This window comes from Caballeronia insecticola (genome assembly GCF_000402035.1).
GTDB lineage: Bacteria > Pseudomonadota > Gammaproteobacteria > Burkholderiales > Burkholderiaceae > Caballeronia > Caballeronia insecticola.
The window spans coordinates 2527429-2541550 of sequence record NC_021287.1 but is presented as its reverse complement, the minus strand read 5'-3'; the positions used below and the strand labels follow the sequence as shown (position 1 = coordinate 2541550).

The window sequence follows — 14122 nt, the reverse complement described above, 5'->3', positions numbered from 1 at the left end:
AATCAAGAGTCTCACGCGAAGTATTAAGAGGAAGGTTTATCTGTCTACGGATGGATTAATCATCGTCAGTACGTTGAGTGAGCGACCGGTTGGTAAAACAACCGAAAAACAGTAACAGGTTTGAACTGAAGAGTTTGATCCTGGCTCAGATTGAACGCTGGCGGCATGCCTTACACATGCAAGTCGAACGGCAGCACGGGGGCAACCCTGGTGGCGAGTGGCGAACGGGTGAGTAATACATCGGAACGTGTCCTGTAGTGGGGGATAGCCCGGCGAAAGCCGGATTAATACCGCATACGATCTACGGAAGAAAGCGGGGGATCCTTCGGGACCTCGCGCTATAGGGGCGGCCGATGGCAGATTAGCTAGTTGGTGGGGTAAAGGCCTACCAAGGCGACGATCTGTAGCTGGTCTGAGAGGACGACCAGCCACACTGGGACTGAGACACGGCCCAGACTCCTACGGGAGGCAGCAGTGGGGAATTTTGGACAATGGGGGCAACCCTGATCCAGCAATGCCGCGTGTGTGAAGAAGGCCTTCGGGTTGTAAAGCACTTTTGTCCGGAAAGAAAACCATCGCCCTAATATGGTGGTGGGATGACGGTACCGGAAGAATAAGCACCGGCTAACTACGTGCCAGCAGCCGCGGTAATACGTAGGGTGCGAGCGTTAATCGGAATTACTGGGCGTAAAGCGTGCGCAGGCGGTCTGTTAAGACCGATGTGAAATCCCCGGGCTTAACCTGGGAACTGCATTGGTGACTGGCAGGCTTTGAGTGTGGCAGAGGGGGGTAGAATTCCACGTGTAGCAGTGAAATGCGTAGAGATGTGGAGGAATACCGATGGCGAAGGCAGCCCCCTGGGCCAACACTGACGCTCATGCACGAAAGCGTGGGGAGCAAACAGGATTAGATACCCTGGTAGTCCACGCCCTAAACGATGTCAACTAGTTGTTGGGGATTCATTTCCTTAGTAACGTAGCTAACGCGTGAAGTTGACCGCCTGGGGAGTACGGTCGCAAGATTAAAACTCAAAGGAATTGACGGGGACCCGCACAAGCGGTGGATGATGTGGATTAATTCGATGCAACGCGAAAAACCTTACCTACCCTTGACATGGTCGGAATCCTGCTGAGAGGCGGGAGTGCTCGAAAGAGAACCGGCGCACAGGTGCTGCATGGCTGTCGTCAGCTCGTGTCGTGAGATGTTGGGTTAAGTCCCGCAACGAGCGCAACCCTTGTCCTTAGTTGCTACGCAAGAGCACTCTAAGGAGACTGCCGGTGACAAACCGGAGGAAGGTGGGGATGACGTCAAGTCCTCATGGCCCTTATGGGTAGGGCTTCACACGTCATACAATGGTCGGAACAGAGGGTTGCCAAGCCGCGAGGTGGAGCCAATCCCAGAAAACCGATCGTAGTCCGGATCGCAGTCTGCAACTCGACTGCGTGAAGCTGGAATCGCTAGTAATCGCGGATCAGCATGCCGCGGTGAATACGTTCCCGGGTCTTGTACACACCGCCCGTCACACCATGGGAGTGGGTTTTACCAGAAGTGGCTAGTCTAACCGCAAGGAGGACGGTCACCACGGTAGGATTCATGACTGGGGTGAAGTCGTAACAAGGTAGCCGTATCGGAAGGTGCGGCTGGATCACCTCCTTTCTCGAGCTTCGCACGAAGTTATCTAAGCGCTCACGCTTATCGGCTGTAAGAAAGACAGGCTAAGGGTCTGTAGCTCAGTCGGTTAGAGCACCGTCTTGATAAGGCGGGGGTCGTTGGTTCGAATCCAACCAGACCCACCACCCGAAAAGGCGTGCTGACGGAGTGACCACTCATAGTCAGGCCACGAAGGGGGATTAGCTCAGCTGGGAGAGCACCTGCTTTGCAAGCAGGGGGTCGTCGGTTCGATCCCGTCATCCTCCACCAAGTCCTCAATGCACAGCGTTCCGCGTGAGCGCTGTGCATTGGCGACTGTAGCCAGTTGATGCTGCAAGCATGGAAGTGAGCTTGTCGGCTAAACGTTCTTTAACAATCTGGAAGAAGTAGTAAAGAGAGTGATGAAAGCACTTAGAGATGGGTGTGAGTAAGAACTCAGGGTAGTGATTGTATCAAGTATGAAAAGGTAATCGAAAGATTGCTTTGGAATACGGCACAACGCGAATACTCAGCCTATGACGAGAAGTCGGCCGCAAGCGGAAACGCCCAGGCAGACACACTCGTTATAGGGTCAAGCGAACAAGTGCATGTGGTGGATGCCTTGGCGATCACAGGCGATGAAGGACGCGGTAGCCTGCGAAAAGCTACGGGGAGCTGGCAAACGAGCTTTGATCCGTAGATGTCCGAATGGGGAAACCCGGCCCGAATGGGTCATCCTAGACTGAATACATAGGTCTAGCGAAGCGAACGCGGTGAACTGAAACATCTAAGTAACCGCAGGAACAGAAATCAACCGAGATTCCCAAAGTAGTGGCGAGCGAAATGGGATCAGCCTGTACTCTTTATCTGAATTGTTAGTCGAACGCTCTGGAAAGTGCGGCCATAGCAGGTGATAGCCCTGTAGACGAAAACAGTTTGGAAGAACTAGGTGTACGACAAGTAGGGCGGGACACGTGAAATCCTGTCTGAAGATGGGGGGACCATCCTCCAAGGCTAAATACTCGTGATCGACCGATAGTGAACCAGTACCGTGAGGGAAAGGCGAAAAGAACCCCGGGAGGGGAGTGAAATAGATCCTGAAACCGCATGCATACAAACAGTCGGAGCCTGGAAACGGGTGACGGCGTACCTTTTGTATAATGGGTCAGCGACTTACGTTCAGTAGCGAGCTTAACTGATTAAGGCAGGCGTAGCGAAAGCGAGTCCGAATAGGGCGATCAGTTGCTGGGCGTAGACCCGAAACCAAGTGATCTATCCATGGCCAGGTTGAAGGTGCGGTAACACGTACTGGAGGACCGAACCCACTAACGTTGAAAAGTTAGGGGATGAGCTGTGGATAGGGGTGAAAGGCTAAACAAACTTGGAAATAGCTGGTTCTCTCCGAAAACTATTTAGGTAGTGCCTCGTGTATCACCTTCGGGGGTAGAGCACTGTCATGGTTGTGGGGTCCATTGCGGATTACTACGCCATAGCAAACTCCGAATACCGAAGAGTGCAATCACGGGAGACAGACATCGGGTGCTAACGTCCGGTGTCAAGAGGGAAACAACCCAGACCGCCAGCTAAGGTCCCAAAGATTGGCTAAGTGGGAAACGAAGTGGGAAGGCTAAAACAGTCAGGAGGTTGGCTTAGAAGCAGCCACCCTTTAAAGAAAGCGTAATAGCTCACTGATCGAGTCGTCCTGCGCGGAAGATGTAACGGGGCTCAAGCCAGTCACCGAAGCTGCGGATGCATATTTATATGCATGGTAGGAGAGCGTTCCGTAAGCCTGCGAAGGTGTGTCGAAAGGCATGCTGGAGGTATCGGAAGTGCGAATGCTGACATGAGTAGCGATAAAGGGGGTGAAAAGCCCCCTCGCCGTAAGCCCAAGGTTTCCTACGCAACGTTCATCGGCGTAGGGTGAGTCGGCCCCTAAGGCGAGGCAGAAATGCGTAGCTGATGGGAAGCAGGTCAATATTCCTGCACCATTGTTAGATGCGATGGGGGGACGGATCGCGGAAGGTTGTCCGGGTGTTGGAAGTCCCGGTCGCTGCATTGGAGAAGGTGCTCAGGCAAATCCGGGCACAGGATTCAAGGGTGTGGCGCGAGCTTCTTCGGAAGCGAAGCAATTGGAAGTGGTTCCAAGAAAAGCCTCTAAGCTTCAGTCTAATAATGACCGTACCGCAAACCGACACAGGTGGGCGAGATGAGTATTCTAAGGCGCTTGAGAGAACTCGGGAGAAGGAACTCGGCAAATTGGTACCGTAACTTCGGGATAAGGTACGCCCTTGTAGCTTGACTGGCCTGCGCCAGGAGGGTGAAAGGGTTGCAATAAACTGGTGGCTGCGACTGTTTAATAAAAACACAGCACTCTGCAAACACGAAAGTGGACGTATAGGGTGTGACGCCTGCCCGGTGCCGGAAGATTAAATGATGGGGTGCAAGCTCTTGATTGAAGTCCCGGTAAACGGCGGCCGTAACTATAACGGTCCTAAGGTAGCGAAATTCCTTGTCGGGTAAGTTCCGACCTGCACGAATGGCGTAACGATGGCCACACTGTCTCCTCCCGAGACTCAGCGAAGTTGAAGTGTTTGTGATGATGCAATCTCCCCGCGGCTAGACGGAAAGACCCCATGAACCTTTACTGTAGCTTTGCATTGGACTTTGAACCGATCTGTGTAGGATAGGTGGGAGGCTATGAAACCGGAACGCTAGTTTCGGTGGAGCCGTCCTTGAAATACCACCCTGGTTTGTTTGAGGTTCTAACCTTGGCCCGTGATCCGGGTCGGGGACAGTGCATGGTAGGCAGTTTGACTGGGGCGGTCTCCTCCCAAAGTGTAACGGAGGAGTACGAAGGTACGCTAGGTACGGTCGGAAATCGTGCTGATAGTGCAATGGCATAAGCGTGCTTAACTGCGAGACCGACAAGTCGAGCAGGTGCGAAAGCAGGTCATAGTGATCCGGTGGTTCTGTATGGAAGGGCCATCGCTCAACGGATAAAAGGTACTCTGGGGATAACAGGCTGATACCGCCCAAGAGTTCATATCGACGGCGGTGTTTGGCACCTCGATGTCGGCTCATCTCATCCTGGGGCTGTAGCCGGTCCCAAGGGTATGGCTGTTCGCCATTTAAAGAGGTACGTGAGCTGGGTTTAAAACGTCGTGAGACAGTTTGGTCCCTATCTGCCGTGGGCGTTGGATATTTGAAGGGGGCTGCTCCTAGTACGAGAGGACCGGAGTGGACGAACCTCTGGTGTACCGGTTGTCACGCCAGTGGCATCGCCGGGTAGCTATGTTCGGAAGAGATAACCGCTGAAAGCATCTAAGCGGGAAACTCGCCTTAAGATGAGATATCCCCGGGGCTTCGAGCCCCTTGAAGGGTCGTTCTAGACCAGGACGTTGATAGGTCAGGTGTGTAAGTGCAGTAATGCATTGAGCTAACTGATACTAATTGCCCGTAAGGCTTGATCCTATAACCAGTGTGTTTGCCTCCACTGGCGAGTAACGCGTGTGCGACAATCGCCACCCACATCCTTACTACTTCTTCCCAGATTGGTTGTAGCGCCCATGCGGCGACACAACAACAAGTCATGCCTGATGACCACAGCGAGTTGGTACCACCCCTTCCCATCCCGAACAGGACCGTGAAACGACTCCACGCCGATGATAGTGCGGATCTCCCGTGTGAAAGTAGGTAATCGTCAGGCTCCTCATGCCTCAACTCAAAAACCCCACCCCATAAGGTGGGGTTTTTGCGTTTCGAGCGCGCAAAAACACACCGTTCAAACGGCGATTCGATCGATCGAATTCGATTAGATCAGGCGATCCATTCGTTCAAAATGAATCGCCGCCTTGCCCTCAGCGCGCCAAAAACCGCTCGGCCAAACGCACCCAGTACGATGATCCAATCGACAGCAAGTCGTCGTTAAAGTCGTAGCTGGCGTTGTGAAGCATGCAGGGTCCTGCGCCGTGCCCATGCTCGCGATGTCCGCCATCGCCGTTTCCTAGAAACGCATAGCATCCGGGCTTCTCAAGCAGCATGAACGAGAAATCCTCAGCCCCCATCGTCGGTTCGACGGCGCTGTCGACCTTGTCTTTCCCTACGATCTCCGCCATGACTTCCGCCGCAAAGCGTGCCTCTTCTGGCGCATTGATCGTCGGCGGATAGTTTCTGTGAAAGTGCAATTCCGCTTCGCAGTCGTATGCCGCGGCGGTTGCGTCGACGATCTTGCGCATGCGCGATTCGATCAAATCGAGCGTCTCAACCGTGAAGGTCCGCACCGTCCCGCCGAGCCACGCCAAATCCGGCACGACGTTCACTGCATCGCCGGCGTGGATTTGCGTGATGGAAAGCACAGCCGTATCGATCGGCTTCTTGTTACGCGTGATGATGCTCTGCAATGCATTCGCAATCTGCACCGCCGTGAATACCGGATCACGTCCGTTATGCGGCAATGCTGCATGAGAACCGGTCCCACGAATGGTGATGCGAAACTCGTTGCTCGATGCCATGATCGGCCCTTCAGTCACGCCAAAGTGGCCGGCCGGTATGCCCGGCCAGTTGTGAATGCCGAATACGGCATCGACGGGAAAGCGCTCGAAAAGGCCTTCCTTGATCATCGCCTTGGCGCCCGCGCCGCCTTCTTCAGCGGGTTGAAAGATGAACACGACCGTCCCGTCGAACTTGCCGTGCTCGGCGAGATGCTTGGCGGCGCCCAGCAGCATCGCGGTGTGACCATCGTGGCCACAGGCGTGCATGCGCCCATCGTGCGTGGAACGATGTCCGAACGTGTTCAACTCCTGAATCGGTAACGCGTCCATATCGGCGCGAAGTCCAATCGATGCTTTGCCGTTCCCGCGCTTCAATAGGCCGACGACGCCCGTTTTGCCCAAGCCCCGATGCACTTCGATTCCCCACCGCTCGAGGTTCTCGGCCACGAGTTTCGCGGTGCCGACCTCTTCGTAACGCAATTCGGGATGGGCATGGATCGTTCGTCGCAGGGTGCGGATTTCTTCGTGTGATGCTTCAATTTCTGGGATCAGATTCATTTGAATCGCTCTCACGTTTGAATTCGGAAGGCGCGTATTGACAGCGCATCTCATTTCCTTATTCTACGCTGCCACTATTTGCGCCATCGGACGGCCGGTCGCATAGCGCCCGTAATAGAATTCCGTCATCTGCCGCCTTATGTTTCCGAGTTACCGGACTTTTCGATGAACGCTCCAGCCGAGTTCGCCCGAGCCGTATGCCCGCACGATTGCCCCGACACTTGCGCCCTGCGCGTAACGGTTAAAGACGGAAAGGCGGTCAAAATCAGCGGCGACCCCGAACATCCGCCGACACAAGGCGTGCTCTGCACAAAGGTCGCGCGCTACGCCGAGCGCACGCATCACAAGGAGCGTCTTTTGACGCCGCTTCGGCGCGTCGGCCGCAAAGGCGAGGGCCGGTTCGAGCCGATCGGCTGGGACGAAGCGCTGAATCTCGCCGCGAACCGACTCGGCGAAATCGCCAGGCGCGCGCCCGAAGCGATTGTTCCGTACAGCTATGCCGGCACGATGGGCCTCGTGCAAGGCGAAAGTATCGCGGCGCGCTTCTTCAATGTGCTCGGAGCATCGCGTCTGGAGCGCACCATTTGCGCCGCGGCGGGTGCGGCCGGCCTGCGCTACACCTACGGCGCCAGCCTCGGTATGCACTTCGAGTTTTACGAAGAAAGCGAACTGATCCTGATCTGGGGCGCAAACCCGATCGCGTCGAGCCTGCATTTCTGGACGCGTGCGCAAGAGGCCAAGCGTCGAGGCGCAAAGCTGATCGCGATCGATCCGTATAAATCGCTGACGGCGGAAAAATGCCATCAGCACATCGCGCTTCGTCCGGGCACCGATGCGGCGCTCGCGCTCGGCATGATCGACGTGCTGATCCGCGAGGATCTCATCGATCACGAATACGTTCGCGCCCATACGCTCGGCTTCGATGAACTCGCGGCCCGCGCCGCGCAGTATCCGCCGTCTCGCGTGGCGGAGATTTGCGGCATCGAGGAAAGCGTGGTCGTCGAACTGGCGCGTGCGTTCGGATCGACGAAAAAGGCCGCGATTCGCCTCAACTACGGCATGCAGCGCGTGCGCGGCGGCGGCAACGCGGTGCGCGCGATTGCCTGTCTGCCATCGCTTACCGGCGCGTGGCGCGAGCGCGCGGGCGGCTTGCTGCTGTCGTCGTCGGGTTGGGCGCCTGTCGACGGCAGTGCGCTCGAGCGCGCGGACCTGCTGCCGGGCTGGCCGTCGAAAACGCCGCGCGCCATCAACATGAACGCGATCGGCGACGCGCTCCTGCATCCGGGTGATGACAGCTTCGGACCGAAGGTCGAAGCACTGATCGTCTACAACTCGAATCCGGTCGCGGTGGCGCCGGATTCGGCGAAAGTCGCGGCCGGGTTCGCACGCGACGATCTGTTCACCATCGTGCTGGAACACTTCCAGACAGATACCGCCGACTATGCCGATCTGATCTTTCCCGCGACGACGCAGCTCGAACACCTCGATGTGCACAAGTCATACGGACATACATACGTGATGGCGAATCCGCCGGCGATTCCGCCTGTCGGCGAGGCGCGGCCGAATACCGAGATCTTTCGCGGTCTTGCGCGCGCGATGGGTCTCGTCGAACCGGCGCTCTTCGAAAGCGACGAGCAGATTGCATCGAAGGCCTTCCGCTGGGACGACCGCACGCTCGAAGGCGAAAGCTGGGAGACGCTGAAGACGTCCGGTTGGCTAAAACTCAGGATCGCCGACGCGCCGCTGGCAGAGGGCGGGTTTCGCACGCCGTCCGGCAAGTGCGAGTTCTACAGCGAGCGGCTGAAGCGCGAGGGACTCGATCCGCTGCCGGATTATCTGCCGCCGTATGAATCCGCCGATGGCTCGCCGGAACTGGCCGCGCGCTATCCACTCGCGATGATCTCGCCACCCGCGCGCAATTTCCTGAACAGCAGCTTCGTGAACATTGAGAGTTTGCGCGCGACGGAGCGCGAACCGCATCTCGACATCCATCCCGACGATGCGCAGGCGCGCGGCATCGTCGACGGCACGCTGGTGCGCATCTTCAACGATCGCGGTTCGATGCAGGCCCGCGCGCGTGTGACGGACCGGGCGCGCGAGGGCGTCGTCGTCGGCTTGTCGATCTGGTGGAAAAAGCTCTCGCCTGACGGCCGCAACGCCAATGAGGTGACGAGCCAGGCGCTGACCGATCTCGGGGGATCGGCCACGTTTTACGACTGTCTGGTCGAAGTGGAGCCAATGCATTGACAGTCACGAACAGAAGGGGCTTGAACGAGTCTGGTGCATGGCGTCTAACCCAGTTGTGGGAGATCGAACGAGAGGCTAGGATTTCGTTTCCGCACGACCATTCTAAAATCATATAAAGGAGACGCCGTATGGAGAAACCCTGGCTGAAGTCGTACCCGGCCGGCGTGCCTGCGGAAATCGATGCATCGGCGTATCGGTCCGTTTCCGCATTGCTTAACGAGAGTTTTCGCGCGAACCGCGCCCGGCGCGCGTTCGTCTGCATGGGGCAGGCAATCACCTATGGCGAGCTCGACACCATGTCGAGAAATCTTGCCGCGTGGTTCCAGAAGAAGGGGCTGAAGCCCGGCGCGCGCGTCGCGCTGATGATGCCGAACGTTCTGCAATATCCCGTGGCGATCGCGGCTGTGCTGCGCGCGGGTTATATCGTCGTCAACGTGAATCCGCTCTATACGCCGCGCGAACTCGAGCATCAGCTCAAGGACAGCGAGGCGGAAGCTATCGTCATCCTCGAGAATTTCGCGGTCACGCTGCAAGCGGTGATCCGGAATACGTCGATCAAACATGTGGTCGTCGCGGCGATGGGCGATCTCATGGGCATGAAAGGACTGCTCGTCAATTTCGTGGTCCGGCGCGTGAAGAAAATGGTGCCCGAGTGGAGCCTGCCGGGAAGCATCCGTTTCAAGGACGCGCTCGACGAAGGCAGCCGCGCCACGCTCGCGCCCGTCGAGCAGACCCCGGACGACGTCGCGTTCCTGCAGTACACCGGCGGCACAACGGGCGTGGCGAAAGGCGCGACGCTCACGCATCGCAACCTGGTCGCGAACGTGCTGCAGTCCGAAGTGTGGCTGAACCCGGCGCGCACGCGGCGCCCCGACATCGACCAGTTTGTCTGCGTGGTTGCGCTGCCGCTGTATCACATCTTCGCGCTCACGGTGTGCGGGCTGCTGACGATCCGCACGGGTGGTGTCGGCATGCTGATTCCGAATCCGCGCGACATCGCGGGCACGATCAAGGAACTGAAGGGCGTCCAGATCAACACGTTTCCGGCGGTCAATACGCTCTATAACGCGCTGCTGAATCATCCCGATTTCGGCAAACTGGACTTTTCGAAGCTGATCGCGGCGAATGGCGGCGGCATGGCAGTTCAGGAAGCTGTGGCGAAGCGCTGGTTCGCGGTGACGGGCGTGCCGATCGTCGAGGGCTATGGCTTGTCGGAAACGTCGCCTTGCGTCACGTGCAATCCGGTGACCGCGACCGAGTACACGGGCACGATCGGCCTGCCGCTTCCGTCGACGGAGCTGTCCATCCGCGACGACGACAACAACGAACTGCCGCTCGGCCAGCCGGGCGAAATCTGCATTCGCGGACCGCAGGTGATGGCCGGCTACTGGAACCGTCCCGACGAAACGGCGAAAGTGATTACGCCCGATGGCTTCTTCCGTTCGGGCGATGTCGGCGTGCTCGACGAACGCGGCTACGTGAAGATTGTCGATCGCAAGAAGGACATGATTCTCGTCTCGGGATTCAACGTTTATCCGAACGAGATCGAGGATGTCGTGGCGATGCTGCCCGGCGTGTTCGAAGTCGCGGCGGTCGGCGTGAAGGATCAGAATTCGGGCGAAGCGGTGAAGCTCTTCATCGTGCGCAAGGATCAGAGCCTGACCGAGGCCGACGTCATGGCCTACTGCAAGGAGCGGCTCACGGGCTATAAACGTCCGCGCACGATCGAGTTTCGTAACGATCTGCCGAAGAGCAATGTCGGCAAGATCCTGCGGCGAGAGTTGCGCGACGGGCGCGCCTAGCCTCGCAGAGTCTCTGCACACAGAAAGCCTTCGTATCTCGCGATACGAAGGCTTTTTTGTTGTGCATGCGCGACATGCAGGCACGCATCGCCGCTGGAACGCGAACGAAAAAAAGGCGCCCGAAGGCGCCTTTCAGAAGATACCGCTGTGTTACGACTTATTAGAACTTGTGGCGGATGCCGACGATCGCAGCAACCTGGTTCGTCGTCGACGACGGCGACAGGCCGTTGATGTTCGCGACTGCCGTGCGGTTCGTCGAGTCCGTGCCGCTTGCGTGCTGATACACGCCATCGATGTACACGTCGGTACGCTTGGACAGGAAGTAGTCCGCGCCGAGCATAGCCTGATGGTACTTGGCGTCGCCCAGGCCGTAGCCCTTCGTGTAGTCGTACGCCACGCCCAGCAGCAGCGCCGGGGTCAGCTGATACTTGAAGTTGATTTCGGCGTTGTGGAACTTGCCCGTGCCGCCCGTGTAACCACCGACCGGCGTCAGACCCGTGCCCGGCTCCGAACCCAGATCCTTGAACTGCGTGTTGCTATACGTCGCGCCGACCGTTGCTGCGCCGAACGTGTAAGCACCGCCTGCCGAGATCACTTGCTGCGTCTTCGCCGAAGCGTAGCCCGAGTACACGCGGCTGCCGCCCATGTTCGAGGACGTGGTGCTCGACGAGGGGGTGTTGCCGAAGAACGAGTAGTTCGGGTCCTTGACGTTCAAGTAACCCGCGCCCAATTGCAGGGGACCTTGCGAGTAGCCGAGACCGACCGACCAGATCTGGTTGCGGTTGAACTGGCCAGCGTTGCCGCCGAGGCTGTACAGACCGCCGAACGTGAAGCCTGCGTAGTTCGCGCTCGTGTACTTGATCGCGTTGTTCACGCGATTCGAGTTGTTCATGTTGTCCAGGTCGCCCGGATGCGCGCCGAAGTACGATGCCCACTGGCTACCGACTTCGAATGCGCCCGTGTAGTCAACCACGGAGTCGTACTGGCGACCCAGGGTGACCGTGCCGAACTGCGACGACAGACCGACGTATGCCTGACGGCCGAATTCAGCGCCACCTTGACCCAGACGGCCGTTGAACACGTTGAAGCCGTTTTCCAACACGAAGATGGCCTTCAGACCGCCACCCAGGTCTTCCGTGCCGCGCAGACCCCAGCGCGAACCTTGCAGGTTGCCGCTGTTCATCGAGTACAGCTTTTGACCGCTGCTGTTATTCGAGTACACGAAGCCTGCGTCGATGATGCCGTACAGCGTCACGCTGCTCTGCGCATGTGCGGCGCCAGCGAAAACGCCCAATGCAGCGAGAGCGAGAAGCGACTTTTTCATTGAATAGATCTCCAGGGAGTGTTTGCGACTGTTTGGCAAGGTCACTGTTCTAGCGCCAGTGTGTTGACGTCCCTGCCGGGCTTCTTAACGAAGGTGGTACGTAATGTAACAAATAGGCTTTAGTGGACAAAGGAAAAGGAAACGGTCCAAGGCACTCATGTGACGTTTACGCAACAGGCGCTAAAATGTTGGTTTTGCAGGATTTTCGCGACCCGTGTTTGCCCTAGTTCCCAAAAATGGGGCGTGGGATTGAGGCAATTCCGGATGTTCGAGCATCCCCTCGCGCTCGCGAAACGGACATTAATAGGACACTTTCTGTATCGAACGACGTTGCGCTTGCGCAAGCTCGCAGACGGCAGCGCTGGCATTGGCATCGGCTGCGGTGCGCTAAGATTCGGGTTTTCCCGCTGACACCGTGTCGAAGCGCGATGCGGCGAACCCATTCGCGCAGATGTGCTGCAACGATACGAATTGCCGCTACCCTGCAAGTCATACGTCGACGGCGGAATACGAAGAGAGGTGAGAAATGACACTCGATGAAGTCATCAGCGAGTTCGACCGTGGCCTGCGCTCGATGGCCGGCGTGAGTCGCATGTCGCGACCGATTCCCGAATCTCCGCTGACGGACGCCGGCGCGAATCTCCTTGCCGACGAGTCGCCGCTGACCGAGAAGGAGCGTGCGCATTCGGCCGGGCTGATGCGCGTGAACCACGTCGGCGAAGTGTGCGCTCAGGCGCTCTACCAGGCGCAGAAGCTCGCCACGCATTCGCCCGAACTCAAGGCGAACTTCGAGCACGCCGCGCGCGAGGAGGAAGACCATCTCGCGTGGACTTCGCGGCGCCTGAAAGACCTCGATTCCCGTCCGAGTTTGCTGAATCCGCTCTGGTACGCGGGGGCGCTCGCGATCGGATTCGTCGCAGGCCGTTTCGGCGATCGCGCGAGTCTCGGCTTCATGGCGGAGACCGAGCGTCAGGTCGAGCAGCATCTCGACGGCCACATGAAAACCTTGCCCGCGAACGATCACGCCTCGCGTGCCATCGTCGAGCAGATGCGCCTCGATGAAAGCGCGCATGCGGCGGCGGCGATCGGCGCGGGCGGAAGCGAAGTGCCGTTTCCCGTGCGTACGCTGATGCGCGCCGCATCGAAAGTCATGACGACTACGGCGTACTATATATAGTGCTTTTTACGATGCACTAAACGCCTCGACTGATGCCCACGTATCAGCCGAGGCGCCTCGCGGCCAAAATCCCACCTGCGGCCCGAAAATCCGCCAGAAGAACCGTTACATTTCCCTCATTTCGCCAACGAATTTCACGTACTACCTTCACATCCCGCACTAGCTCTCTAATTCATAACGCTTTTCTCTTTCTCCGTCACTTCAAGCACGTTCGCTAAGTCCTTGTTCTAGCGAGTAAAAACCACTCGAAAAAAAGTTACGCGTCTTGACCGAGGAAATCGCTTCCTCTAAAGTGGGAGACAGTGTGAGAAAGTGGTCTTTTGTGTGATTCAGAGGCCATTTTCAAACGAAATCGCGACAGGAGCGGTGCCCGCGTGGGCATCGACAGCGTAAGCAAGGTGCCGGAGAAAGCGCTTTTGGCGTCGTCTCCGGTCGCAATGGGGAGAAGGGCGAGTGTTCCAAGGGGCGTCGGCGCTGACACTCGATGCGAAAGGGCGGATGTCCGTGCCGTCTCGCTATCGTGAAGCGCTGCAAGGGCAGGCAGAAGGCCGGGTGACGCTCACGAAGAGCCCGGATGGATGCCTGTTGCTGTTTCCTCGCCCTGAATGGGAAGTCTTTCGTGCCAAGGTCGCCGCGCTTCCAATGGAAGCCATGTGGTGGCGGCGCATTTTTCTCGGTAATGCAATGGACGTCGAACTCGACGGCAGCGGGCGTGTGCTGGTGTCGCCCGAGCTGCGCTCGGCCGCGTCGCTCGAAAAGGAAGTGACGTTGCTCGGAATGGGCGCGCACTTCGAGTTGTGGGACTCGCAGACGTACGCCGCGAAGGAAGCCGCGGCAATGGCGCAAGGCATGCCCGACGCGCTCAAAAATTTCACCTTCTGATACGGCGCTGGAA

General features: G+C 57.8%; 6 protein-coding genes, 2 tRNA genes and 3 rRNA genes. 9 read left to right on the top strand and 2 right to left on the bottom strand.

Annotated features, from left to right (window positions below):
• Positions 1-122: 122 nt before the first annotated feature.
• From BRPE64_RS11700 to rrf, 5 genes are all read left to right on the top strand, one after another.
• A 16S ribosomal RNA gene (locus tag BRPE64_RS11700) occupies positions 123-1656 on the top strand.
• Positions 1657-1719: 63 nt separating this feature from the next.
• Positions 1720-1796: transfer RNA gene (locus tag BRPE64_RS31905), tRNA-Ile, on the top strand.
• Positions 1797-1844: 48 nt separating this feature from the next.
• A tRNA-Ala gene (locus BRPE64_RS11695) sits at positions 1845-1920 on the top strand.
• Positions 1921-2219: 299 nt separating this feature from the next.
• Positions 2220-5100: ribosomal RNA gene (locus BRPE64_RS11690) — 23S ribosomal RNA — on the top strand.
• Between the two features lie 121 nt (positions 5101-5221).
• A 5S ribosomal RNA gene (rrf, locus tag BRPE64_RS11685) occupies positions 5222-5335 on the top strand.
• Together the 16S, 23S and 5S rRNA genes with 2 tRNA genes alongside form the textbook arrangement of a ribosomal RNA operon.
• 151 nt (positions 5336-5486) lie before the next feature.
• On the opposite strand, the gene BRPE64_RS11680 is transcribed toward rrf, so the two are convergent.
• Complete coding sequence (locus tag BRPE64_RS11680) at positions 5487-6677, bottom strand: M20 aminoacylase family protein (RefSeq protein WP_016346334.1); 1191 nt, start codon at positions 6675-6677, stop codon at positions 5487-5489.
• A gap of 165 nt (positions 6678-6842) precedes the next feature.
• Here BRPE64_RS11680 and BRPE64_RS11675 point away from each other — a divergent pair, with 165 nt between their 5' ends.
• Together BRPE64_RS11675 and BRPE64_RS11670 are read left to right on the top strand one after the other, a co-directional pair.
• Complete coding sequence (locus BRPE64_RS11675; RefSeq protein ID WP_044041597.1) at positions 6843-8924, top strand: molybdopterin-containing oxidoreductase family protein; 2082 nt, start codon at positions 6843-6845, stop codon at positions 8922-8924.
• 128 nt (positions 8925-9052) lie between these two features.
• Entirely contained in the window at positions 9053-10726 is a 1674-nt protein-coding gene (locus BRPE64_RS11670; RefSeq protein WP_016346331.1) for a long-chain fatty acid--CoA ligase, read from the top strand.
• A gap of 160 nt (positions 10727-10886) precedes the next feature.
• Here BRPE64_RS11670 and BRPE64_RS11665 read toward each other — a convergent pair whose 3' ends face one another.
• Positions 10887-12050 (bottom strand): porin, encoded by a 1164-nt coding sequence (locus BRPE64_RS11665; protein ID WP_016346330.1) that lies wholly within the window; start codon positions 12048-12050, stop codon positions 10887-10889.
• A gap of 526 nt (positions 12051-12576) precedes the next feature.
• On the opposite strand from BRPE64_RS11665, the gene coq7 reads away from it, so the two are divergent.
• On the top strand, positions 12577-13227 hold the full coding sequence (gene coq7 / locus BRPE64_RS11660) for a 2-polyprenyl-3-methyl-6-methoxy-1,4-benzoquinone monooxygenase (RefSeq protein ID WP_016346329.1): 651 nt from the start codon (positions 12577-12579) through the stop codon (positions 13225-13227).
• Between the two features lie 453 nt (positions 13228-13680).
• The gene (gene mraZ / locus BRPE64_RS11655; RefSeq protein ID WP_044041595.1) at positions 13681-14109 is read left to right on the top strand and encodes a division/cell wall cluster transcriptional repressor MraZ; all 429 of its coding nucleotides are present in this window, start codon (positions 13681-13683) and stop codon (positions 14107-14109) included.
• The last annotated feature ends 13 nt before the right edge of the window (positions 14110-14122 follow it).

What these genes read in the sequence shown, in the direction of transcription:
- BRPE64_RS11680 (WP_016346334.1), bottom strand. Translation starts at nt 6,677, where the DNA reads ATGAATCTGATCCCAGAAATTGAAGCATCACACGAAGAAATCCGCACC.
- BRPE64_RS11675 (WP_044041597.1), top strand. Translation starts at nt 6,843, where the DNA reads ATGAACGCTCCAGCCGAGTTCGCCCGAGCCGTATGCCCGCACGATTGC.
- BRPE64_RS11670 (WP_016346331.1), top strand. Translation starts at nt 9,053, where the DNA reads ATGGAGAAACCCTGGCTGAAGTCGTACCCGGCCGGCGTGCCTGCGGAA.
- BRPE64_RS11665 (WP_016346330.1), bottom strand. Translation starts at nt 12,050, where the DNA reads ATGAAAAAGTCGCTTCTCGCTCTCGCTGCATTGGGCGTTTTCGCTGGC.
- coq7 (WP_016346329.1), top strand. Translation starts at nt 12,577, where the DNA reads ATGACACTCGATGAAGTCATCAGCGAGTTCGACCGTGGCCTGCGCTCG.